This is a genomic window from Streptomyces sp. NPDC104581, assembly GCF_055583685.1.
Genome location: NZ_JBVJNN010000002.1, coordinates 195,495 through 219,316, shown reverse-complemented (window position 1 = coordinate 219,316; position 23,822 = coordinate 195,495). Strand labels below are relative to the sequence as shown.

The following is a 23,822-nucleotide window of genomic DNA, read 5'->3' as shown; positions in this document are numbered from 1 at the left end:
ACCGCCCTCTGTAGCTGACCGCACCGCGCCATTCCGCGACGCCCCCAGCAATTCAGAGAACCGGGAACAGACATGTCCAGAGCACTCCGTGCTGCCCTGCTCGCCACCGTACTGATCGGCTCGGCCGTGCTCACCGGCTGCGCCGACAACACCGCCACCACCACCGCGTCCGCCCAGGACCTGTCCGGGACCGAGATCCCGGAGACCGTGGACCCGGACACCCGGATCACCGTCGGCAGTCCGGAGATCCAGGTGGCGCTCAAGCTGTCCGGACAGATCGACAGGATTCCCTTCGAGGTGAAGTGGGCGAATCTCAGCGGCGGTCCGCAGTGCTCCGAGGCGTTCCGCGCCGACTCCCTGGACGTGTGCTCGGCGGCCGAGATCCCGTCGATCCACGCCCACTGGACCGGGCTCGACACCAAGCTGGTGGCCGCGGCGTTCCGTACCGACCCCGTCAAGAACCCGATATACGAGCTCGGCATCGCGCCGGGCGCCGACATCGACAGCCTCGCGGACCTGCGGGGCAAGAAGATCGCGTACAGCCCCGGGCAGGCACAGGGCGCGCTCGTCCTGCGCATCCTGGCCAAGGCCGGACTCGCCAGGAGCGATGTGGAACTGGTCGAGCTGCCGAGCACCGGTGACGTCTATCCCACCGCCCTCGGCGGCGGGCAGGTCGACGCGGCGCCGCTGGGCGGGGTCAACATCAAGCGGTACCCGGCGAAGTACGGCAAGGACGGCGGCAGGACGATCCCGCACGGGCTACGGGACGACCCCGGGCACCTCTGGGTGCCGACGGCTTCGGTGAGCGACCCTCAGAAGGCCGCCGCCATCAGGGAGTTCGTCAAGTACTGGGCCAGGGCCAGGGTCTGGATCGACACCCATCCCGAGGAGTGGATCGAGGGGTACTACGTGAAGGACCAGGGGCTGTCGCGCGAGGACGGCGAGTACCTGGTCGAGACCGGGGGGCACCCCTCGATCCCGGACGACTGGACGCGGGCCATCGCCGATCAGCAGAAGACGGTGGACCTGCTGGCCAGGGAGACGGACCAGAAGCCGTTCGACGCCGAGATCCTCTTCGACCGGCGCTACGAGAAGGTCGGCGCCGAAGCGGTCGCGGGCACCGGAGCCGACACCGGGGCGGGCACGGGAGCCGGATCATGAGCACGGAAGCGGCCGAGGAAGTGACCCTCGCCAAGGCTCCTTCGACGGGCGGCGCCGGGGCGTCGGCGACTCCGTCCGCGCCGCCGTCGGCACAGCCCGCCCGGACGGAGTCCCTCTCCCCCACCCGGCTCGGGCCGCGACGGCGGCTCGGTCTCGGGCGCCCCGTCCCGTACGGCTGGGCGCTGGGCCCCCTGTTGCTGCTCGCCGTCTGGGCGGCGGGCTCCGCCACCGGTCTCATCGACGCCCGTAACCTCTCGGCGCCGTGGACCGTGGTCACCACGGCCGGTGATCTGATCGAGACCGGCCGGCTCCAGTCCAATCTCGCCACCTCCGCCCAACGGGCCGCGCTCGGGCTGCTGTTCGGCGTCCTGGGAGGTCTGCTGCTGGCCCTCGTCTCGGGGCTCAGCCGGATCGCCGAAGGGGTGATCGACGGCCCCGTGCAGATCAAGCGGGCCATCCCGTCACTCGCCCTGATCCCGCTGCTGATCCTCTGGTTCGGCATCGGTGAGTCCATGAAGGTCATCACGATCGCCCTGGGCGTCTTCGTGCCCGTCTACATCCACACGCACAACGGGCTGCGCACCATCGACAACCGCTATGTGGAGCTGGCCGAGACGGTGCGGCTGAGCCGTACGGCCTTCCTGCGCCATGTCGTCCTGCCGGGCGCGCTGCCCGGATTCCTGCTGGGCATGCGGTTCGCCGTGACCGGCGCCTGGCTGGCCCTGGTGGTGGTCGAGCAGGTCAACGCCACCAGCGGCATCGGCTACATGATGGAGCTGGCGAGGACGTACGGGCAGACCGACGTCATCATCGTGGGCCTGGTCGTGTACGGGCTCCTGGGCCTGGTCTCGGACGCGCTGGTACGTCTCGTCGAACGGAGGACGCTGTCATGGCGGCGCACACTGGCGGGCTGACCGCCGAACACCCGGCCGGCACCGGCGCGGCCCCTGGCACCGGCACCGACACCGACACCGACACGGGATCTGTACGGATCAGGAATCTGGTCCGCTCCTTCGGCGACCGGAACGTCCTCGACGGGCTCGATCTCACCGTGCGCGCCGGGGAGTTCGTGGCGCTGCTCGGCCGCAGCGGCTCCGGCAAGAGCACACTCCTGCGCGCGCTCGCCGGTCTCGACCACGAGGTCACGGGCTCCGGCGAACTCGGCTCGCCCGAGCCGGTCTCCGTCGTGTTCCAGGACGCGCGTCTGCTGCCCTGGAAACGCGTGCTCGACAACGTCGTCCTCGGCCTCGAAGGCCCGGACCCGACCGGGCGCGGCCGGGCCGCGCTCGCCGAAGTCGGCCTGGTCGGGCGGGAGACGGCCTGGCCCGTCGAACTGTCCGGCGGCGAGCAGCAGCGGGTCTCGCTGGCCCGTTCGCTCGTGCGGGAGCCCGGACTGCTGCTGGCCGACGAGCCGTTCGGCGCGCTGGACGCGCTGACCCGCATCCGGATGCATGTGCTGCTGCGCCGGCTGTGCGCCAGGCACCGGCCGGCGGTCCTGCTCGTGACGCACGACGTGGACGAGGCGATCGTCCTCGCGGACCGCGTGGTCGTCCTCGCCGATGGACGCATCGGCGCCGACGTCCCCGTCGGGCTGCCGGCGCCGCGCGGCCACGGCAGCCCGGACTACGCGGCGCTGCGCGAGCGGCTGCTGGCGGAGCTGGGTGTCGACGGCGAGCCGGGCCCGCCCGGCGACTGAGGACGGACGGCGGCGCTCCCGCGACCGTGCCGCCCCGGCCGCCGGACCGACAGACGAGGTCGGTCCGGCGGCCGGGGCGGGGTGCTACTTGGCGGCGAGCGCCGACGCCGGCTCGGCGGTCAGGGGCCGGAAGCCGCTGTTCGTCTTGCAGCCGAGGCTGTCGTAGGTGTTGACCTTCGTCTTCGGGTCGGTCTTGACCAGGTGGTACTTGCACGCCTTCTTGATGTACCGGCCCTCGATGCCGCCCGGGAAGTCGATCTCCTTGTTCCAGAGGTAGGGCGACTCGTAGCGGTTGACCGCGGCCGTGGCGTTCACGTCGATGCCGCCGGGGGCGTCGATCTCGTACACCCAGCCGGTCTTGGCGGACCCGTAGGTGGCGAACTTCTGGGCCACCCACTTCTCACAGGTGGTGCTGACGTGCGCGCTGTTCTGTCCGCCGCCCTGGACGATGTACTCGGCGAGCGGGACCATCGCGTCCCCGCGCGGGGTGAAGCCCTGGTCGAACAGGTCTTCCACGTTCTCGCGGGTGTCACCGCGCCACAGGGTGTTGTCGTCGTTGCGCCACTGCCACCGCTCCGACACCGACTTCTCCCTGACGGTGTCCGCGATGAGCGGGTTGGTGGTCGTACGCCACCAGTCCCAGGAGCGGTACTCGGTGACCGGACCGCAGGGGCCCGTGTCGACGGCGGGCGCGGGGGCCTTGGCGGGCGCCGGTGCCGGGATCGGCGCGGCGGTCGACGCGGACGCGGCGGTCGGGGCGAGTGCGGTGGTGGCGAGTGTGGCGGTGGCGAGGACCCGCAGTGCGGCCTTCAGCATGGTGAGCACCCATCAGTCGATCAACGTGACGGGCCCCTTTATAGCGGTGCGTGAGCGACATTACGGGCGCGGCGGTACGGATCCACCCGAATGGTGGGCCCCGGGACTGCCGCCGGCCGGGGCCGCCCCGGGGTCGCTACGGCGTGAAGACCGTGCCCTGGTGGAAGTAGAGGAGCCAGAGGCCGCCGGTCAGCATCCACAGCGAACTCCGGTGCGCCAGGCGCCCCTTGTGCTCGGTGTCGAACGTCAGCAGCACCACGTGCGGCGCGAGTTCGACGCCCCTCATCCCGGACGTGGTGACGGGGCGGGCGGTGGGCGCGTCGTGCGCGGTGAGGGCCGCGATGATCGACCGGCGGTCCCAGCGCCGGCCGGAGGAGCCGAACTCGGTGAAGTCCGGGTGGAGTAGCTCCCCGATCAGCTCCGCCGAGGAGCGGACGGCCGGATCGAGGAGGCGCAGCTCGGCCTCGATGGCGGCGACGACCGCGGGCGAGTCAGCCATGGGTCATCTCCACCAGCTTCACCACGGTGTTCCAGTTGCGGCTGGTGGCGACGGTGCCGGGGAGGAGCCGGGGCCTGGAGAGCACCTCGGCGAGTCTGGACCTGCCGAGACCGTCGGGGGCGTACAGATACAGCGCGCGGTCGCCGAGCCGGAACTCCTCGGGAAGATAGGACTCCCGGTCGACGGCGGCGAAGCGTTCGGGGCCCACCCGCTCGGAGTAGTAGGTGACATGGAGCTGCTTGCCCTGGAGGGAGGCGGCGGGGAAGGGGCAGGCGTCGGCGACGGCCTTGAGATAGGCGGCGTCGCGCACCAGACAGTCGACGGCGAAGCCGAACTCCTCCTGGAGGGCGTCGCCGAGGGCGGTGGCGAGTGTGGAGTCGTCGGCGCCGGTGGTGTCGCTGAAGACGGCGTTGCCGCTCTGGAGGTACGTGGCGACGTCGCCGTGGCCGAGACCGGCGAGCACGTCGCGCAGCGCGGACATCGGGACCTTCCTGCTGCCGCCGACATTGATTCCGCGCAGCAGCGCCGCGTACCTGGTCGTCGTCATGGGTCCACGATAAATCGGCGGGCGCCCGAGGCCGCCGCGGCATGCGGAAGGCGGTCGCCGCGCCCCGTGGGGGAGAGCGCGACGACCGCCGGTCCTGTGCCGTGCCGAGCGTCAGGCCGTCCTGGTCACTCGACGACCTTCAGCAGCTTGTTCGCGGTGCCGGGGTCGGCGTCGCTGATGGCGTCGGGCGTGGCGCCGTCGGTCAGGGCCGTGGCGACGTCGGCGGGGGCGGCGTCGGGGTGCCCGCCCAGGTACACCGCGGCGGCGCCGACGACATGGGGGGTCGCCATCGACGTGCCGGAGATGGTGTTGGTGCCGGAGTCGCTGTCGTTCCACGTGGACGTGATGTCGCTGCCCGGGGCGTAGATGTCCACGACCGCGCCGTAGTTGGAGAACGAGGACTGCTGGTCGTCCACGGTGGACGAGGCGACCGTGATGGCCTCCTCGACCCGGGCCGGGGACGTCGTGCCCGCGTCACTGCTGTCGTTGCCCGCCGCGACGCCGAAGGTGACGCCGGAGGCGATGGCGTTGCGGACGGCCTCGTCGAGGGCGGGGTCGGCGCCGCCGCCGAGGCTCATGTTGGCGACGGAGGGGCCGCTGTGGTTCGCGGTGACCCAGTCGATACCGGCGACGACCTGCTCGGTGGTGCCGCTGCCCGAGTCGTCGAGGACCCGGACCGCGACGATCTTCGCCTTCTTGGCGACACCGTGCGCGGCGCCCGCGACGGTGCCGGCGACGTGTGTGCCGTGGCCGTTGCCGTCGTCGGCGTCGTCGTCGTTGTCGATCGCGTCGAAGCCCGACGACGCGCGCCCCTCGAAGTCGGCGTGGGTGACGCGGACTCCGGTGTCGATGATGTACGCCGTGACGCCCTCGCCCGCGGCGTCCGGGTAGGTGTAGGCGTTGTCACCGGCGGTCGCGGTCTGGTCGATCCGGTCGAGACCCCAGGACGGCGGGTTGTCCTGGGTGGCGTCGATCGAGAACTTCTTGTTCTGGACGACCTTGGAGACGGCCGGGTCGGCGGCGAGCCGCTTGGCCTCGGTCTCCGAAAGGCCGCTGGCCGAGAAGCCGTTGACGGCGGAGGAGTAGGTGCGGTTCAGCTTCCCGCCGTACTGCGCGGCGAGGTCCTTCTTGTCGGCCTTCTGGTCCAGCATCACGATGTAGCTGCCCGCGACCGCGCCCTTGGCGTCGGCCCCGTACACCGTGCCGAGGGGGGTGGCCGCGCCCGCCGTGGGGGCGAAGGCGGTGATACCGGCGACGGCTGCCACCGCGGTTATGGCCGCGGTGAGTCTCGTCCGGGCGACACGCTTGTGAGTTGTCATGAAGAGGGTTCTCCTCGTGAGCATTTGTGGGGGGATGGCCCGTCGGACGAAGAACATCCGGCGGGCTGAGTCGAAACCCTGGCTGATTGTCGCGCTCAGATCAAGACCTTCAGGCTGCTGTGACTTAGAAAACAACGTTGCTTAATGCGAAATCGGCCATGGGCGCCCAACTCGGACGACGACCGCGATCTCCCGCCCCGGCGCGATAGTTGTAAGGGGCTTCCATCCCCCTTGTCAGGGATGTCACCGCCCCGTGGCAACGCGAGCGACCCCCCTCCGGATCACCGGGGAGCGGGAGGAGAAGGCCGGAATCCGACCATGGGTTCGAGTCGGAGACCGCGGCGAACACCCGGCCGGCCCCCGCGAACCCGGGCGTGCGGCACCCGGGTTCAGGCCGCGTCCGCCGGGAGCGCGGTCTCGATGATGTCGGCCGCCTGACGCGCGCCGCCCTCCTTGGCCATGTCCCGCTTGATCTCCTCGCCCCTGCGGGCGACTTCGGGGTCGGCCGTGAGCCCGGTGACCGCCTCCCGCAGCGCCCCGGCCGTCGCCTCCTCCAGGGACAGGCGCCGGGCGACACCGAGCGAGACGAGCGTGTCGGCGTTGCCGAACTGGTCGGCGAGCAGCGGTACGGCGACCATCGGCGTGCCGGTCGCGAGCCCTTCCTGACTTCCGCCGGCGCCCGCGTGGGTGATGAACGCGTCGGCCTTCCTGAGCACGGCGAGCTGGGGCACCCAGGAGTGCGCCTCGATGTTGCCGGGGATCTCGCCCAGTTCGGACGGGTCGACGAACTTGCCGATCTGGAGCACGACATGCCAGCCGGGCAGTCCGCCGAACGCCTCGACGCAGGCGCGGTAGAAGTCGGGATGCTTGGTGTTCGCCGAGCCGAGCGAGACGAGCAGCACCTTCTCCGCCCCGGCCGGCCGCTCCCACTCCCCCTGGTCGGCGCGCCGCCCCTGGCAGGCGCCGACGAAGGTGTAGACGGACTCGTCCACCCGGTCGGCGAAGAGCTGGAGTGCCTTCGGGATCAGCACGATCGCGCGATCGGGATGGACGACGAACCGGTCCGGGGGAAGGCCCATGTCGTTCGCGTCGAGCCACTCCCGGAAGCGGGCGAGATAGGCCCGGCCGCGCTCGGACCCGGCGAGCAGCGCGTTCCGGGGAGCGGCGACCTCCTCGTCGTACCCCTCCCAGGCGACCATGTTCGGTGAGAGCTGGAGATACGGGACGCCCCACCGGTGGGCCAGGACCGGCGCCGGGTACGACGCGATGTCGCTGATGACGAGGTCGGGGCGGTCGTTCTCGAACGCCTCGGCCAGTTGGGGCAGCGCCTGCTCGCCGTCGGTGAGGAACGGCTCCAGATTGTCGACCAGCTCGGTGCCCCACGCCTCGGGGTCGTCGTCCACCGGCAGGGTCGAGGTGTAGATCACCGGCTCGGCGCCGGTGGCGGCCACCTTCCCGGCGAAGGAGGCCGGGATGGCGTAGCTGACGCGGTGGCCCCGGTCGACGAGCTCCCTGATCACTTCGAGGCTCGGGTTCACGTGCCCGTGGGCGGCGATGGAGAACATGGCGATATGGGCGGGCCGTCGTGAGGTCATACCCGGCAGCCTAGCATTGAACGAGACGAGACGTCTCGTTCAATCTCGTCCGATGCCAGGCCCGGCGGGCGGGGCTCAGCGGCGGCGCAGCACCGTGTGCAGGGTCAGCCACGCCTCCGGCGGCACGAACGCGACGATCTCGGCCCGTTCGACGCGCGCCGCGTCGAACGCCGCGTCGAGCAGGCGGCGCGGGTGGCCGGCCCGGCGCAGCGACGCGTACAGCGACCCGCCGACCCCGGTGAAGCCCGCCTCGACCAGCCGCCGGTAGTCGGTGAGCTGGGCGGCGGGCAGCAGCGGGCGCGGGCGCCGCTCGACCCGCAGGATGCCCGCGTCCACACGGGGCACCGGGCGGAACTCCCGTCGTCCGACCAGGCCGAGCAGCCGCCACTCGACGTGCGGCCAGGTCTCCACCGTCCGCAGCGACCACCGTCCGAACCCGCCGGTGCGCTTGCGGGCGTATTCGAGCTGGGTGATGAGCGTGGCGTCGGTCAGCGCGGGGGCGCGCAGACACCAGTCGACGATGTCGGCGGTACGCGAGAAGGGCACGTTGCCGACGACGGCGAAGGGTTCGCCCGGCGGGCGTACGGTGACGAAGTCCCGCTCGTACACCCGCACATGGGGAGCGTCGGCGACGGCGGAGCGGAGCTCCGGGACGAGCCCGGAGTCGATCTCGTACGCGCGCAGCTCGCGGCAGTGCGGTGCGAGCGCGGTGGTCAGCGCGCCTTTCCCTGGGCCGACTTCGAGCAGCAGTCCGGCGGGGTCGGGGCGGGCGGCGCGTACGAAACGGGCCGCGGTGGCCCGGTCGGTGAGGAAGTTCTGCGAGAGCGTGCGGGATCGGCGGTGCCGCGGGCTGCGGGCCATGGCCTGCGTCCTGTCTCCTGAAAGGGCTTCGTGGGCAGACGAAGGCCCTGACCGGAGCAGGGTGGGGCGGCGCACGGATCACGGACGCGCATCACGGATCACGGCTCTCGGGAGACCGTGCGGGATCGCGGATCGGTGCGCGCGGGGGACGCCGGGAGTCAGCGGTCGAGGGTCCCCGGTCCGGTCAGGGCGCCGGGGGAGCGCCGCAGCCGGGAGAAGGCGGCGACGGAGCCCCGGACGGAGCGGGCCTCTGTGATCGCCGTGAAGTTGCTACCCATGCCGGGGACGCTAGACGGCCCGGACCGTCTCGCACAACCGATTTCCTCCGCGGGACACGGAAGGGGGAGACGGAGCAGCGCGGGACACCCCGGGGCGCCGCCCCCGGAGTCCCGCCCGGCCCGCCGGCGGACCGCGCCCGCCTGAGGGAGCCCCCTCAGCGCTGGTAGCGGGCCAGCACCAGATTGCCGTCCTTCACCAGGCGTTCCTCGAGCTCGGCGCGGTCGATCGCGCCGCTGTAGTACTCCTGGAGCGCCGGCGTCGCGACCTTGTCCTTCCACTCCGGGTAGCCGCGCACCGTCTGCGCGGGCGCCGGCAGCAGTTCGCGGGCGAGCGCGGCACCGGTCGCCCAGCCGTGCTTCCCCGTGTGCAAGGACGGATCGGCCAGCGCGGCCGTCCCCGTGGGGAGCATCCAGTCGCCCTGGGCGAGGCGGACCATGTTCTCGGGCTGGAGCAGGAAGTCGATGAAGGCCACCGCCTCCTCCTTGTGAGGCGTGTCCTCGGAGACCGACAGGGTCTGCGGACTGACGCCCTGCGTCGCGCCGTCGGCCCCGGCGGGGGCCGGCAGCACCGTCCACTCGAAGCCCTCCGGCGCCTGCTGGATGATCTGCTGACGGTACGAGAAGCCGAGCGGCACCATCGCGTACTTCCCGCCGAAGAACCCCGGCAGCGTGTCCGAACCGCCCATGCCGAGCGTGGCGCCGGACGCGCTGCCGTCGCGGTTGACCTGGTCGTGGATGACGGCGGGCACCTCGGCGTCCGCCTCCGTGTAAAGGATCCTCACCTTGTCGTCCGCGCCCCGGTGGAAGAGCTGCCCACCGGTGGACCGGCTGAGGTTGAGCGTCGCGGAGACCGGGTCCTTGAGCGGCCAGGCCACCCCGTACTCCGCCTGCCCGGCGCCCGGCTTCCGCCCCTCCCCCGCCGTCAGTTCCTTCGTCGCCGCCCTGAACTCGGCCCAGGTCCAGGGCTCGTCGACGGTCGGTATCCGTACGCCGGAGGCTTCCAGAATCTTCTTGTTGGCGATCAGCACGCGCGGCTCCTGGAGGAACGGCACGCCGTACACCCCGTCCCCGAACCGCGTGGTCTCCCAGCTGCGTTCCGGGATGTCCCGCTCCAGCCGGTCGGGCAGCAGTCCGTCGAGGTCGGCGAGATAGCCGCCGTACGCGAAGTCGGCGAGGTCGTCCGAGGCGTCATGGATGATGTCGGGCGCCTCACCGCCCTCGAAGGAGGTGAGCAGCTGGTCGTGGACGCTGTCCCAGCTGCCCTGTACGTACTCGACCCGGACGTCGGGGTGCTCGGCGTTCCACTCCTTCACCAGCTCCTTGTTGACCTGGACCGACTCGTCCTGCCAGGCCAGCGACTGGAAGCGCAGGGTGGTCCGCCCGTCCGACGACTCGCCGTCGCCGCCCGAGCAGCCGGTGAGCAGCAGTCCGAGGGTGGCGGCGGCGGCCACCAGCCGCGCACCCGCGCCCCTGCCCCGGCCCGCGCCCCTGCCCATGGCCTCCATGCCCCTGCCCTTCCGGCTTCTCCCGCGCATCAGGTCTTCACCGCCCCGGCGAGCATGCCGCCCGTGATCCGTCGTTGGATGATCGCGAAGACGACGAGGGAGGGAAGCGTCGCGAGGAACGCCGCCGCGGCGAGCGGCCCCAGGTCGGCGACGCCCTCGGCACCGAGGAAGTGGGTGAGGATCACCGGCAGGGTCTGCTTCTCCGGGGACTTGAGCAGGACGAGCGCGAAGAAGAACTCGTTCCACGCCGTGATGAAGGCGAACATCGCGGTGGCGACGACGCCCGGCGCCAGCAGCGGGGCCGTGACCGAGACGAGCGTACGGAGCCGGCCCGCGCCGTCGACGGCCGCCGCCTCCTCCAGCTCGGCGGGGACGGCCCGCACGTAACCGACCAGCATCCAGAGCGCGAACGGCAGGGACCACACCACGTACACCATGATCAGCCCGAGCAGGGAGTTGATCAGATGGAGGTTCTTCAGCACCAGGAAGAGCGGGATGATCACCAGGACGAACGGGAACGCCTGGCTGACCACGACCCATCCGGTCGCCGCGGTCGCGAGCCTGCTCCGCTGCCGGGCCATCACATAGGCCATCGGGGTCGCGATGACGACGGCGATCAGGGCGGCGGAGAGCGCGACGGTGAGGCTGTTGCCCGCGGCCCTGAGCAGCGGCTGCTCGTCGAACGCCTGCCGGAAGTTCTCCAGGGTCGGGCTGTCCGGTATCCAGGTCGGGTGCAGACTGCCCAGCTCACGCGCCGGTTTGAAGGCGGTGGAGATCAGCCACAGGAACGGGAAGGCGAGGAAGACCAGATAGCACAGGAGCGCGAGGTACTGCCCGGCGCGCGCCGGTCTGCTGGTGCGCGGACTCATTTCTCCTCCCCCGACTTGAGACGTCCCACCAGGTAGAGGGCGAGGAGGACGGAGATCACGGCGACCATGACACAGCCCATGGCGGCGGCGTAGCCGAACTGCCCGTAGCGGAACGCCTCTTCGTAGGCGAAGAGCATGGGGAGCCGGGTCCGGCCGCCGGGTCCGCCGCTGGTCAGCACGTAGACCAGGGCGAAGGAGTTGAAGTTCCAGATGAAGTTGAGCGCCGTGATGGCGAGCGCGACCGGCTTGAGCGCGGGCCAGGTGACGGTACGGAACCGGCGCCAGGCCCCCGCCCCGTCCAGGGCCGCCGCCTCGTGCAGCTCGTCCGGGGTGTTCTGGAGTCCGGCGAGCAGCGCGACGGTGGTCTGCGGCATGCCCGCCCAGATCCCCACGACGATCACGGCGGGCAGCGCGGTGGCCAGGCCGGTGAGCCAGTCACGGCCGTCACCGAGGCCGACGTCGCGGATCGTCTCGTTGAGGATTCCGGCGTCGGCGTTGTAAACGAGGCGCCACATGATGCCGACGACCACCTCGGGCATGGCCCAGGGGACGATCGCCAGGGCCCGCGCGAGCCAGCGGAACCGCAGCCGCTGGTTCAGCAGCAGGGCCAGGCCGAGGGCGAGCAGGAACTGCGGGACCGTCACACCGACCGCCCACAGCAGGCCGATCCGGAAGGACTCCCAGAAGAGTGTGTCGTGGTACAGGTCCTGGAAGTTCAGCGTGCCGATCCACCGGGTGGGCTCGGTGCGGCCCGACTGCGCGTCGGTGAAGGCGAGGGCGATGCCGTAGAGCAGGGGGCCGACGCTGAGCACCAGGATCGGTATCAGGGCCGGCAGCACCAGGAACCAGGCGCCGCGGTCGAGCACTCCGGCCCGTCGCGGTCCGCCCCCGGGCCCGCTGCCGCCGGACCGCGGCTCCTTGCCGGACCGCGTCTTCGCGGTCGCCAGTGTCACGGATTCGGCTCCTTCGGGCGGCTTTGTGGGGACGGCCGCCCCGGCGGCCTCCGTCATCGTGCTGAGGAGCGCCGGGTTCGTCAAGCCAACCTGCGCGGATGCGAGACTGGGGGCCGTGCCCGGACCGGTTCACCACGTCCGCCCGGAGGCCGGTTCGTCCTCCGATCCCCGGACGGGCCCGGTCTGTCACGCGGGAGACTCACGGGAGAGTTCGATGGACGAGACACAGGCGCGCGCCGTACTCGACGCCACGGGACTGGTGCGGGGGCCGTCGCACGGCGCGCCGCACGGCGCCGAGCTGCTGGCGTTGGGTGAGAACGCGGTGTTCGGGGCGGGCGACCTGGTCGTCAAGGTGGGCAGGAGCCTCGCCGCGGCGCCGGAGCTGCTGGAGCGCGCCGAGCGTGAACTCGCCGTCGCCGACTGGCTGGCGGAGCGCGGTGTCCCGGCGGTCCGGGCCGCCGAGCCCAAGGCCCGTACGGTGCACGGCCACCCGGTCACCCTCTGGCGGCGGCTGCCCGATGCCGTACGCCCCGCGGGCCCGGCCGATCTGGCCGCACTGCTCCGGCTCGTCCACGCGCTGCCCGCGCCGCCGTTCGAGCTGCCCCGCCGGGAGCTGCTCGGCGGCGTGGAGCGGTGGCTGCGGATCGCGGGGGACGCGATCGACCCGGCCGACGCCGGGTATCTGCGCGAGCGCAGGGACGGCTTCGCCACGGCCTCGGCGGCGCTCACCCCGCGTCTGGCACCCGGCCCGATCCACGGCGACGCGCTGCCCCGCAACGTCCATGTCGGCCCGGACGGGCCGGTCCTGGTGGATCTGGAGACCTTCTCCACCGATCTGCGCGAACACGACCTGGTCGTGATGGCGCTGTCCCGCGACCGGTACGGCATGGCCCCGGAGGCGTACGACACCTTCACCGCCGGCTACGGCTGGGACGTACGCGACTGGTCCGGCTGCGCCGTGCTGCGCGGTGCCCGCGAGACGGCGAGTTGCGCGTGGGTGGCGCAGCACGCGCCCACCAACCCGAAGGCGCTCACGGAGTTCCGCCGCCGGGTGGCGTCGCTGCGCGACGGTGACCCCGAGGTGCGCTGGTACCCCTTCTGACGGGCCGGCCGGCGGCAGGTGTCCGCCCCGGACCGCCGGCGGGGCGCGGATTCAGCGCGCCGCCGGGACCAGTTCGCGCAGCGGCCAGTCCGCGTCGACCACCGCGTCCGTGTTGCCCTTGCGGCGCAGGAAGCTCTGGAAGTCCGCCGCCCACTCCGCGTACCAGACGATCTGCCGCTCGTGCAGGGCCGCCGCCGTGAGTGCCCCGACCTGACGGTGGCGGCCCGCTATCGCCGTCGCCACCCGCACGGCCGCCAGCGCGTCCGCGCCCGCGTCGTGCGCGCTGTCCAGCACCACCCCGTACTCGGTGCAGACCGCCTCCAGATTCCGCTTGCCGCGACGGTACTTGTCGACGGCGCGGTCGATCGTGTACGGATCGATCACCGGGCCGATCGGCCCGCCCACCCGGTCGTTCAGCGACGGCAGCCGGTGCCGGGCCAACTCCGCCGCAAGCAGCGTCAGATCGAACGACGCGTTGTACGCCACGACCGGCACGCCCCGCGTCCAGTACTCGGCCAGGGCGGTCGCGATCTCGTCGGCCACCTCACGCGCGGGCCGGCCCTCGGCCGACGCCCGCTCGCTGGTGACCCCGTGGATCGCCGACGCCTGCTCCGGGATCCTGACGCCCGGATCGGCCAGCCAGTCCCGCCGCTCCTCCACCGCGCCGTCCCGCACCGCGATCACCGCGGCCGTCACGATGCGCGCCTCCAGCGGCTCCGTACCGGTCGTCTCCAGATCGAATCCGACCAACGGCTCCCCGTGCCAGCCCATCCCGGTCCTCCCTCACGCTTCTCCCCGTTCGACATTCACCTTCGCACGCGGCACTGACAACGCCGGGGGAAGCCTTGACGCGCCCTCAGCACGTCAGCGGGCTCCCGCACCGTCAGGAGACGGGGCGCGAGTCGGTCCACACCGACTCGAACTCCTCCCGGTAGGTCTGGAACAGACCGTGCTCGGTGTCCTGGCCGACCCGCACGACGTCGCGCCCGGCGCCCCGCAGCACCAGCACCGGCGCCTCCATGCCGCGCGCCCGTCTCAGATAGGACTGCACGACCGCCAGTCCGTCCGCGCCGTCCCCGTCGACGAGGTAGGCGGTGAAGCGGGGGGTCTCGTCGAAGACATGGATCTCGAAGGCGCCCGGGTCACGGAGGCGGGAGCGGACCCGGCGCATATGGAGGATGTTCATCTCCACGGAGCGGCTCAGCTCGCCCTTCTTGAGACCCAGTTCGCGTTCGCGCCGCTTGACGGAGCTGCTGGCCGGGTTCAGGAAGAGCAGCCGGATCCGGCAGCCGGACTCGGCGAGCCTCACGAGGCGCCGGCCGGAGAAGTTCTGCACCAGGAGGTTCAGCCCTATCCCGACCGCGTCGAGGCGCCGGGCGCCGCCGAAGAGGTCCTCGGCGGGAAGCTGCCGCTGGAGCCGCACCCGGTCCGGGTGGACGGAGACCACGTCCGCGTACCGGTCGCCGACCAGGTCCTCCACGGCGTCCACCCTGAGCCGGTCGGCGGACGGCACCGCCGTTCCGCTGCCCAGGATCTCCAGCAGCCGCGCCGAGGCCCGCTCGGCCTGTGCGAGGACGGCCTCGGACAGGGCCCGGTTGCGGGAGACGACGTTCCGGGCCACCTCCAGCTCGTCGAGGGCCAGCTCGACGTCGCGGCGGTCGTCGAAGTACGGCTGGAAGCCCGGCCAGTGCTGGACCATCAGCTCCCGCAGCTGCGGCAGCGTCAGGAAGCTCAGGACGTTGTCGTCCGCGGGGTCGAGGAGATAGCCCTTGCGGCGGGAGACCTCGCGGACGGCGACGGCGCGCTGCACCCACTCCTGCCCCGCGGGTCCGGCGGCGGCCACCACCCATTCGTCGCCGTGCACCGGCTCGTAGATGGGTTTGAGGATCGCCGAGACGACGGCACGGAGCCGCTGCTCGACCAGATTCAGCCAGATATAGGCCCGGCCGGCCCGCTGGGCGCGCGTACGCACCTCGGTCCAGGCCTCCGGGCCCCAGTCCAGCTCCGCCCCGATCTCCATCGGCCGTGCGAGGGAGACCGCTCCGGGCGGGATGTCGCCGGAAACCCCCTCGTGACCTGGGTCACCTGGGGGTAGCTCCAGCCCTCCCGAGCTCACCCGCGCACCGCCTTCCCTCCCCTTTCAACGATCAAGGAAGGGTACTGCGCATTGGGGAGGAGGTGCAGCCGGATGCACAGGCTGGTTTCTCAACTCCTGGAGCGGGCACGGGCGTTCCGAGCGCCGATCTCGGCCGGAGTGGGATGTTTCATAGGGATTGGGCCTGGTGACGGATGGTCGGCCAAGGGGGCACCGTATGGTCAGAATCCGGCCATATGCGACGTGGGACACTGTCCTGCGACGGGGTGACTCGCCGAGCACCCGAAGTTGACCCGGTCGGCCCGAACGACCGCTTCCGGCCCGGCTTCCGCACGGGCCTGCTAGGAGGTTGCGCTTCTTTCGGGGAGTATCACGATCGAAGAAGGCCCCAGCACCTGGATCAGAAGTGGAAGAGTCAATCTATGCAGGTCTGGCCGGGACAGACGTATCCCCTCGGCGCCACGTACGACGGCGCCGGTACCAACTTCGCGGTCTACTCAGAGGCCGCGCACCGGATCGAGTTGTGCCTGCTGCACGACGACGGTTCAGAAACGGCGGTGGAACTCCGCGAGGCCGACGCCTTCGTCCGGCACGCCTATCTGCCGGGCATCATGCCCGGCCAGCGGTACGGCTTCCGGGTCCACGGGCCGTACGAGCCCGAGAACGGGCAGCGCTGCAATTCGGCGAAGCTGCTCCTGGACCCGTACGCCCGCGCGATCAGCGGCAGCATCGACTGGAACGAGTCGGTGTACGGCTACCACTTCGGCAAGCCGGACTCCCGCAACGACATGGACTCGGCGCCGCACACGATGTCGTCCGTCGTGGTCAACCCGTACTTCGACTGGGGCGACGACCGTCGACCGCGCACCGACTACCACCGCACCGTCATCTACGAGGCCCATGTGAAGGGCCTGACGATGCTGCACCCGGAGCTGCCGGAGGAGCTGCGCGGCACGTACGCGGGGCTCGCCCATCCGGCGGTCATCGAGCATCTGACCGAGCTGGGCGTCACCGCGCTGGAGATAATGCCGGTGCACCAGTTCGTCAACGACCACCGGCTGGTGGACTCCGGCCTCAACAACTACTGGGGCTACAACACCATCGGTTTCTTCGCCCCGCACAACACCTACGCCTCCTGGGGAGACCGGGGCGAACAGGTGCTGGAGTTCAAGCAGGCGGTGAAGGCGCTGCACGAGGCGGGCATCGAGGTGATCCTCGACGTCGTCTACAACCACACGGCCGAGGGGAACCACCTGGGCCCCACGCTCTCCTTCAGGGGCCTCGACAACGCCTCCTACTACCGTCTGGGCGCGGACAACCCGCGCTACTACACGGACACCACCGGCACCGGGAACTCGCTCCTGATGCGCAGTCCGCACGTGCTCCAGCTGATCATGGACTCGCTGCGGTACTGGGTGGAGGAGATGCACGTCGACGGTTTCCGCTTCGACCTCGCTGCGACGCTGGCCCGTCAGTTCCACGAGGTGGACCGGCTGTCGTCGTTCTTCGACCTGGTCCAGCAGGACCCGGTGGTCAGTCAGGTGAAGCTGATCGCCGAGCCCTGGGACGTGGGCGAGGGCGGCTACCAGGTGGGGAACTTCCCGCCGCTGTGGACCGAGTGGAACGGCAAGTACCGCGACACGGTCCGCGACCTGTGGCGGGGTGAGCCGCGCACCCTCGCGGAGTTCGCCTCCCGGCTCACCGGGTCGTCCGATCTGTACCAGGACGACGGACGGCGCCCGCTGGCGTCCATCAACTTCACCACCTGCCACGACGGTTTCACCCTGCACGATCTCGTCGCCTACAACGACAAGCACAACGAGGCGAACGGCGAGGGCAACAGGGACGGCGAGAGCCACAACCGCTCGTGGAACTGCGGGGTGGAGGGGGAGACCGACGACCCGGCGGTGCTGGAGCTGCGCGACCGCCAGACGCGCAACTTCATCGCGACGCTGATGCTCTCCCAGGGCGTGCCGATGCTCAGCCACGGCGACGAGTTCGGCCGTACGCAGGGCGGCAACAACAACGCGTACTGCCAGGACAACGAGATCTCCTGGGTGCACTGGCCCGAGAAGGGCGCCGAGCAGGACGAGGGCCTGCTGGCCTTCACCCAGACCATGGTCTGGCTGCGGCGGGACCATCCGGTCTTCCGGCGGCGGCGGTTCTTCCACGGGCGTCCGGTGGAGGGGACGCACGACGACCTGTCGGACATCTCCTGGTTCACCCCTGAGGGTGAAGAGATGATCCAGGGGGACTGGCAGGCGACCGACGCGAAGGCACTGACCGTCTTCCTGAACGGACAGGCCATCTCGGAGCCCGGACCGCGTGGCGAGCGGATCTCCGACGACTCCTTCCTGCTGATGTTCAACGCGAGCGCGGAGGAGCTGGACTTCGCCGTGCCGGTGGACCACGGCAGCCAGTGGCAGGTCGTCGTGGACACGGCCCGCCCGGAGGGCGTGCCGCCGGGCGAGGGTCCGAAGGTGGACGCGGGCGAGCACGTCACGATGATCGGCCGCAGCCTGACCGTGCTGATGCGGTTGGAGTAGGCCGGGAGCGGTGCCGAAACGGCCGGGGCGGGGGTACGGGGGACGTACCCCCGCCCCGTTCCGTGTGGTGCCCCTTGATCGCTTCCGGAGTGCCGAATGCGTGAGCGGATGACACACATGCCGCTCAGCGGGGTACGTACGTTCGCATGACCCCCTCTGCCACCTACCGACTCCAGCTCCAGCCCGACTTCACGTTCGCCGCCGCCGCCAGAGCCGTGCCGTACGTGGCCGCGCTCGGGGTGTCGCACCTGCATCTGTCACCGGTGCTGGAGGCCGTACCGGGCTCGACCCACGGCTACGACGTCGTCGACCACACGCGCGTCCGCGCCGAACTGGGCGGCGAGGAGGGGCTGCGACAGCTCGCCCACCGGGCGCGCGAGTACGGGCTCGGGATCGTCCTGGACATCGTCCCCAACCACATGGCGACCGCGCCACGGCACAACAGGGCCCTGTGGGAGGTGCTGCGGGAGGGCCCGGCTTCGCCGTACGCGCGATGGTTCGACATCGACTGGGAGGCGGGCGGCGGGAAGCTGCTGCTGCCCGTGCTGCCGGGTCCGGTGGGCGGTGAACTGGCCGCACTCCGTGTCGAGGACGGCATGCTGCACCACGGTGAGCAGCGCTTCCCGCTCGCCGCCGGCACCGAGGCGCTGCCGCTGCCCGCGCTGCTGGACGCCCAGCACTACCGGCCCGCCTGGTGGCGGCTGGGCCGTACCGAACTGAACTACCGCCGCTTCTTCACCATCTCGGAGCTGATCGGGGTGCGGGTGGAGGACCCGGAGGTCTTCACGGCGACCCACGCCAAGATCCTGGAACTCGTGCGGGACGGCGTCGTCGACGGACTGCGCGTCGACCACCCGGACGGTCTGGCCGACCCCGAGGAGTATCTGCGCCGGCTCAACGAGGCGACGGGCGGTGCCTGCTGGACGGTCGTGGAGAAGATCCTCACCGGTGACGAACCGCTGCCGGCGAGCTGGCCGGTGGCCGGGACGACGGGGTACGACGCGCTGCACCACATCGACGGGCTGTTCACCGACCCGGCCGGCGCCGTCGAACTGGCGCACCGCTTCCGGGACTTCGCCGGACCGGCGGGCGACCGTGGCGGCTACTGGGAAGCGACCGTACGGCGCGCGATGTACAAGGTCGTCGTCGACGAACTGGCCGCCGAGACCGGCACACTGGCCCGCATCGCGGAACGGATCTGCGCCGCCGACGTCACCCTGCGCGACCACGCGCCGTGGGCGCTGCGGACGGCGATCCGGGAGCTGCTGGTCCGGGTGCCCGTCTACCGGCCCTACACGGTCGCGGGCGGGCCGTGCCGGGCGTCCGACGAGGCCGCGGTGCCGGAGGAGGCGGCGCGGCAGGCGAGGGCGGCGTTCGCGGTGCCGGAGGAGGCGGCGGCCGTCGACATCGTACGGGAGCTGGCGCTCGGCAGGCTCGGCGGCGGCCCCGACCGGACGGCGTTCTGCGCGCGCTTCGCCCAGACGTCGTCCGCGCTGCGCGCCAAGGCCGTGGAGGACACGGCGTTCTACCGCCACGTCCCGCTGCTGTCCGCGAACGAGGTCGGCGGCGACCCGGGACGGCCCGCGGTGAGCCCCGAGCGCTTCCACGACTACTGCGCCCGGCTGTCCCGCGACTGGCCGGCCACCGGCACCGTGCTGACCACGCACGACACCAAGCGCAGCGCGGACGTGCGGGCCAGGATCACCGTCCTGTCCGAGTGCCCGGACCGGTGGGAGGCGCTGCTGCGCCAGTTGGCGGGGGTCGCCGCGCCGGACGCCCAACTGGCCTGGCAGGCCTGGCAGACGGCCGTCGGCTTCACCCCTGCGGAGGCGGCGCCGGACGGTGCCCGGATGGAGCCGGCGCTGCTCAAGTCGGTTCGGGAGGCGGGGCTGCACACCAGCTGGACGGAGCAGGACCCGGTCTACGAGCAGGCGGTGCAGGACTTCGTCGCGGCGGGTCCGGCGGGCCGGCCCCGCGAGGCGGTGGTCCGGCTGGCCCGCGAACTCGCCCCGCACGTGCGGGCGAACGTCCTCGGGGCGGCACTGCTGCATCTGACGATGCCGGGGGTGCCGGACATCTACCAGCACACGGAGCGGGAGTATCTGGCCCTGGTGGACCCGGACAACCGGGAACGGTTCCGTACCGGGCCACCGGACGAGAAGACCGTGCTCACGGTGGCGGCGCTGCGGTTGCGCCGCGAACGCCCGGACGCCTTCGCCGAGTCGGCGACGTACACCCCGCTGGCGGCGACGGGCCCGGCGGCGGACCACTGCACGGCGTTCTCCCGCTCGGGCGAGGTCATCTCGGCGGTCACGCGTCTGTCGCGGCGCCTGACGGCGTCGGGCGGCTGGTCGGGCACGGTGCTGGAGCTGCCGGCGGGCCGCTGGACGGACGCGCTGTCCCCGGACCGCGAGTTCGCGGGAGGCCCGATCTCCCTGGCGGAACTCCTCTCGACGAGCCCGGTGGCCCTGCTGTGCCGCCGCGAGTGACCGCCCGGACGGAGCGGCCCGCGCGGACGGACTCAGCGCGCCGCGAGGCGGAAGCGGAGTTCGCCGAAGCTCACCATGTCGCCGTCGTGCACCGCGACCGTCCCGGTCACCCGGCGCCCGTTGACCGTGGTCCCGTTGGTCGACCCCAGATCGCGCAGGAGCCACCGCCCGTCCCGCATCCCCAGCTCGGCGTGGAGCCGGGAGACGGTGTCATGGGTGAGCCGCAGGCCGTTCATCGGATCGCGGCCGATACGCAGCGGGTACGGGCCCGGCTCGGGCAGCAGCAGCTTCGGCAGGCGCTCGACCTGCCAGGCCCTGCGCAGCCGTACGGAGAACGCGGACGCCCGTCCCACCGCGCTGAACAGCCGCTGTGTCCAGCGGCCGTCGGTGTTCAGGTCGGCCGTCAGCACCTCCAGCTCGTCGGACCTGCGCGCGGCGAGCGCCAGATCCATCCGTCGTATGAAGGTGTCGTGCGACAGCTTGCCCTGGGCCGCTCCTTCTCTCAGGATCGCGAGCACACGGTCGCGCTCGGCGTCGGACGGCCGCGCGGGATACGTGTGGAACTCGAACGAGGACGTCACATGACTGATTGTCGGGCCGAGTCCGTGACGTGTCCAGAAGGGTCATGGGACGGTGACGAAATTGGTTCGACCGCCCCCGGACTGGTCGTTTACGGTGAGCGCCCCTTTCCTGGAGGCCCATTTACATGACCGATCCGGTCTTCCGCCCAATCACCGGCTCCGAGGCAGCCCTCTTCCGTTCGATGCCCGGCCCGGCCCTCGTCGGCCGGGCGATCACCGGGGTCGGGTACCGCACCGTCGCCGAGGGCGGCGACTACCGCCCCGAGTGGAGCCGGGTGGCGCTGCGCGACGGTGTCGTCGTGGCCCGCGCCGCCTGGTGGGGCGGGCCCGACGACCGGGAGCCGCTGCTCCTCAACTGGTTCGACGTCGCGGACGGCGAGGACGAGGCGGGCGCCGAACTGCTGCGCCGCGCACCCTGGAACGTCGAGTACGAGCTGATCGCGCCCGCCGGCTGGCGCGACGACCCCGCCCTCCGTGCGGCGGTCGGCACCCGGACGGACGCCGCGCGGGCGGCCGGTATGAAGCCGCTGGTGGAACGCTTCCAGTACCGGTGGACGCCCGGTCTGGGACTGCCGGAGCGGCCGGGCCGGCTGGAGTTCCGCCCCGAGCCCGACGACGACGTGATCTTCGGTGTGCTGCGCCGCGTCCACTCGGCGACGCTCGACGCGCACGCGGCGCGCTCGACCGAAGAGGCGGGCCTGGACCGGGCCGCCCAGGAGGAGCTGGACTTCTTCCGCTGGTGCCCGTCCCCGCGCGAGTGGTGGCAGTTGGCGTACGACCCGGCCGGTGAGCTGGTCGGTATCCATGTGCCCGCGCACAACCCGTCGGGGCCGTGCGTCGGCTTCATCGGGGTCGTACCGGAGCAGCGCGGCCACGGGTACGCGTACGACCTGCTGGTCGAGTGCACGCACCTGCTGGCGGAGAACGGGGCGGATTTCATCGCGGGCGCGACGGACCGGGGGAACTTCCCGATGGCCGCGCATTTCACGCGCGCGGGCTACCCCGTGGTCCAGGAACGAATCCATCTGGTCTGACCGGTTCCGGTCGTGTCCGGCGAATCGGCGCCGTCATCGACCCTCCGGCCTGCACTCTTGTCACCATATGGTGGCAGGAGAGCCGACGGCAGAGGCGACCGAGGGGGACCATCCGTGCAGTTCGAGGTCTGGGCACCGAAAGCGCAGGACCGGGTGACGCTCCGTCTGGGAGACGCCGCCGACCACCCCATGACCCGTGATCCGCTCCGCGAGGGCTGGTGGACGGTCGAGGTAACCGCGTCCGACGCGTCCGGCGGGACCCGTTACGGCTTCGCGCTGGACGACGGCCCCGTGCTGCCCGATCCCCGTTCCCGCCGCCAGCCGGACGGACCGGACGGACCGAGCGCGGTCGTCGACCGGACCGCGTACGAGTGGGCCGGTCCCTGGCGCGGCCGTCCGCTGCCGGGGGCGGTCCTGTACGAGCTGCACATCGGCACGTTCACCGACGAGGGCACCCTCGACGCCGCCGCGGCCGAGCTCGCCCCGCTGGCCGCGCTGGGCATCACGCACGTCGAGCTGATGCCCGTGTGCCCCTTCCCGGGGACGCACGGCTGGGGGTACGAGGGGGTGTCGCTGTGGGCGGTCCACGAGCCCTACGGCGGACCGGAGGCGCTGAAGCGCTTTGTCGACACGGCACACGGGCTGGGCCTGGGCGTCGTACTCGACGTCGTGCACAACCATCTGGGCCCGTCCGGCAACTACCTGCCCCTCTTCGGCCCGTACTTCACCGACACGCACCACACGCCCTGGGGCTCCGCCGTCAACCTCGACGCCCCCGGCTCGGACGAGGTCCGCGCGTATCTGCTGGAGAGCGCGCTCGCCTGGCTGCGTGACTACCGCCTCGACGGGCTGCGCCTCGACGCGGTGCACGCCCTCGCGGACACACGCGCGCTGACCTTCCTCGAAGAGCTGTCCACGGCCGTCGACGCGCTCTCGGAGGAGCTGGAGCGCCCGCTGTTCCTGATCGCCGAGTCCGATCTGGGCGACCCCCGCACGACCGCGCCGCGCCAGCAGGGCGGGCTCGGTCTGCACGCCCAGTGGAACGACGACTTCCACCACGCCGTGCACGCCGCGCTCACCGGCGAGTCGCAGGGCTACTACGCCGACTTCGCGGCCGAGCCGGTCGCCGCGGTGGCCAAGACCCTGACCCGCGCCTTCTTCCACGACGGTACGTATTCGAGTTTCCGGGGCCGGACGCACGGCCGCCCCGTCGACCCCGCCAGGACCTCCTCCCACCGCTTCCTCGGCTACGCGCAGACCCACGACCAGATCGGCAACCGCGCGCTCGGCGACCGGCTGTCGGCGACGCTCTCGCCCGGTCTGCTGGCGTGCGCGGCGGCGCTCGTGCTGACCGGTCCCTTCACACCGATGCTGTTCATGGGCGAGGAGTGGGGCGCCCGTACGCCGTGGCAGTTCTTCACCGACCACCAGGACCCGGAGCTGGCGGAGGCCGTACGCAACGGCAGGCGACGGGAGTTCGCGGCACACGGCTGGGCGGCCGAGTCCATCCCCGACCCGCAGGACCCGGCGACGCGCGACCGCTCGTGCCTGGACCGGACCGAGGCCACCCGCGAGCCGCACGCGCGGCTGCTGACCTGGCACCGCGATCTGATCGCCCTGCGCCAGAGTCACCCGGACCTGTCGGACCCGGACCTGGCGACGGTGAAGGTGGCGTACGACGAGGGCGCGCGCTGGCTCGCCTACCGGCGCGGCGATCTGCGCGTCGCCCTGAACCTGTCCGCGGAGCCGGCCGAGATCCCCCTCGGCGGGAGGACCGGCCAGGCGCTGCTGGCCTGGGACCCCGTGGAGCCGCCCGGCCCCGACGGGGTGCTTCGGCTGCCGCCGGAGTCCTGCGCGGTGCTGTCGGGCGGCTGAT

Annotated in this window: 19 protein-coding genes and 1 pseudogene; 8 read left to right on the top strand and 12 right to left on the bottom strand. The window is 71.7% G+C overall.

The window, feature by feature from the left end:
• Nucleotides 1-72: 72 nt before the first annotated feature.
• From ACZ61E_RS02525 to ACZ61E_RS02515, 3 genes are read left to right on the top strand one after another with little or no spacing between them, the layout of a single operon-like run.
• On the top strand, nt 73-1,161 hold the full coding sequence (locus ACZ61E_RS02525) for an ABC transporter substrate-binding protein (protein ID WP_469696908.1): 1,089 nt from the start codon (nt 73-75) through the stop codon (nt 1,159-1,161).
• Nucleotides 1,158-2,075 (top strand): ABC transporter permease, encoded by a 918-nt coding sequence (locus ACZ61E_RS02520; RefSeq protein ID WP_469696906.1) that lies wholly within the window; start codon nt 1,158-1,160, stop codon nt 2,073-2,075. The genes ACZ61E_RS02525 and ACZ61E_RS02520 overlap by 4 nt, the downstream gene beginning before the upstream one ends.
• Complete coding sequence (locus ACZ61E_RS02515) at nt 2,051-2,857, top strand: ABC transporter ATP-binding protein (protein ID WP_469696905.1); 807 nt, start codon at nt 2,051-2,053, stop codon at nt 2,855-2,857. Before ACZ61E_RS02520 ends, ACZ61E_RS02515 begins: the two co-directional genes overlap by 25 nt.
• 84 nt (nt 2,858-2,941) lie before the next feature.
• On the opposite strand, the gene ACZ61E_RS02510 is transcribed toward ACZ61E_RS02515, so the two are convergent.
• The 9 genes and pseudogenes from ACZ61E_RS02510 to ACZ61E_RS02470 form a co-directional block, all read right to left on the bottom strand.
• On the bottom strand, nt 2,942-3,673 hold the full coding sequence (locus ACZ61E_RS02510) for a scabin-related ADP-ribosyltransferase (RefSeq protein WP_469697128.1): 732 nt from the start codon (nt 3,671-3,673) through the stop codon (nt 2,942-2,944).
• Between the two features lie 136 nt (nt 3,674-3,809).
• Nucleotides 3,810-4,172 (bottom strand): nuclear transport factor 2 family protein, encoded by a 363-nt coding sequence (locus tag ACZ61E_RS02505; protein ID WP_469696904.1) that lies wholly within the window; start codon nt 4,170-4,172, stop codon nt 3,810-3,812.
• Nucleotides 4,165-4,719, bottom strand: a complete 555-nt coding sequence (locus ACZ61E_RS02500; protein ID WP_469696902.1) for a DUF1697 domain-containing protein — start codon at nt 4,717-4,719, stop codon at nt 4,165-4,167. The genes ACZ61E_RS02505 and ACZ61E_RS02500 overlap by 8 nt, the downstream gene beginning before the upstream one ends.
• 125 nt (nt 4,720-4,844) lie before the next feature.
• Nucleotides 4,845-6,038: a S8 family peptidase gene (locus ACZ61E_RS02495; RefSeq protein WP_469696901.1), complete on the bottom strand. Its 1,194-nt coding sequence runs from the start codon at nt 6,036-6,038 to the stop codon at nt 4,845-4,847.
• A 389-nt stretch (nt 6,039-6,427) separates the two neighbouring features.
• Nucleotides 6,428-7,712: pseudogene (gene mgt, locus ACZ61E_RS02490) on the bottom strand (macrolide-inactivating glycosyltransferase).
• A complete protein-coding gene (erm, locus tag ACZ61E_RS02485) occupies nt 7,709-8,494 on the bottom strand; it encodes an ErmE/ErmH/ErmO/ErmR family 23S rRNA (adenine(2058)-N(6))-methyltransferase (RefSeq protein ID WP_469696900.1) in 786 nt (261 codons plus the stop codon). The pseudogene mgt and the gene erm overlap by 4 nt, the downstream one beginning before the upstream one ends.
• A gap of 433 nt (nt 8,495-8,927) precedes the next feature.
• Nucleotides 8,928-10,268 carry an ABC transporter substrate-binding protein gene (locus tag ACZ61E_RS02480; protein ID WP_469697127.1) on the bottom strand — a complete coding sequence of 447 codons (1,341 nt, stop codon included), beginning with the start codon at nt 10,266-10,268 and terminating at the stop codon, nt 8,928-8,930.
• A gap of 38 nt (nt 10,269-10,306) precedes the next feature.
• The gene (locus ACZ61E_RS02475; protein ID WP_469696899.1) at nt 10,307-11,146 is read right to left on the bottom strand and encodes a carbohydrate ABC transporter permease; all 840 of its coding nucleotides are present in this window, start codon (nt 11,144-11,146) and stop codon (nt 10,307-10,309) included.
• Entirely contained in the window at nt 11,143-12,099 is a 957-nt protein-coding gene (locus tag ACZ61E_RS02470) for a carbohydrate ABC transporter permease (RefSeq protein WP_469696897.1), read from the bottom strand. The genes ACZ61E_RS02475 and ACZ61E_RS02470 overlap by 4 nt, the downstream gene beginning before the upstream one ends.
• Nucleotides 12,100-12,313: 214 nt before the next feature.
• Between ACZ61E_RS02470 and ACZ61E_RS02465 the strand changes: the two genes are divergently transcribed.
• A complete protein-coding gene (locus ACZ61E_RS02465; protein WP_469696895.1) occupies nt 12,314-13,201 on the top strand; it encodes a phosphotransferase enzyme family protein in 888 nt (295 codons plus the stop codon).
• Nucleotides 13,202-13,252: 51 nt separating this feature from the next.
• On the opposite strand, the gene ACZ61E_RS02460 is transcribed toward ACZ61E_RS02465, so the two are convergent.
• The gene (locus tag ACZ61E_RS02460) at nt 13,253-13,972 is read right to left on the bottom strand and encodes an exonuclease domain-containing protein (RefSeq protein WP_469696894.1); all 720 of its coding nucleotides are present in this window, start codon (nt 13,970-13,972) and stop codon (nt 13,253-13,255) included.
• 112 nt (nt 13,973-14,084) lie between these two features.
• Complete coding sequence (locus tag ACZ61E_RS02455; RefSeq protein WP_469696892.1) at nt 14,085-15,317, bottom strand: SAV2148 family HEPN domain-containing protein; 1,233 nt, start codon at nt 15,315-15,317, stop codon at nt 14,085-14,087.
• 401 nt (nt 15,318-15,718) lie between these two features.
• Between ACZ61E_RS02455 and glgX the strand changes: the two genes are divergently transcribed.
• Together glgX and treY are read left to right on the top strand one after the other, a co-directional pair.
• On the top strand, nt 15,719-17,842 hold the full coding sequence (gene glgX / locus ACZ61E_RS02450; RefSeq protein ID WP_469696891.1) for a glycogen debranching protein GlgX: 2,124 nt from the start codon (nt 15,719-15,721) through the stop codon (nt 17,840-17,842).
• Between the two features lie 146 nt (nt 17,843-17,988).
• Nucleotides 17,989-20,331 carry a malto-oligosyltrehalose synthase gene (treY, locus tag ACZ61E_RS02445; protein ID WP_469696889.1) on the top strand — a complete coding sequence of 781 codons (2,343 nt, stop codon included), beginning with the start codon at nt 17,989-17,991 and terminating at the stop codon, nt 20,329-20,331.
• Nucleotides 20,332-20,363: 32 nt separating this feature from the next.
• Here treY and ACZ61E_RS02440 read toward each other — a convergent pair whose 3' ends face one another.
• Nucleotides 20,364-20,912 carry a DUF1707 and FHA domain-containing protein gene (locus ACZ61E_RS02440; RefSeq protein ID WP_469696888.1) on the bottom strand — a complete coding sequence of 183 codons (549 nt, stop codon included), beginning with the start codon at nt 20,910-20,912 and terminating at the stop codon, nt 20,364-20,366.
• A 125-nt stretch (nt 20,913-21,037) separates the two neighbouring features.
• Between ACZ61E_RS02440 and ACZ61E_RS02435 the strand changes: the two genes are divergently transcribed.
• The gene (locus ACZ61E_RS02435) at nt 21,038-21,946 is read left to right on the top strand and encodes an N-acetyltransferase (protein ID WP_469696886.1); all 909 of its coding nucleotides are present in this window, start codon (nt 21,038-21,040) and stop codon (nt 21,944-21,946) included.
• Between the two features lie 114 nt (nt 21,947-22,060).
• Nucleotides 22,061-23,821 carry a malto-oligosyltrehalose trehalohydrolase gene (treZ, locus tag ACZ61E_RS02430; RefSeq protein ID WP_469696885.1) on the top strand — a complete coding sequence of 587 codons (1,761 nt, stop codon included), beginning with the start codon at nt 22,061-22,063 and terminating at the stop codon, nt 23,819-23,821.
• Nucleotide 23,822: the final 1 nt, after the last annotated feature.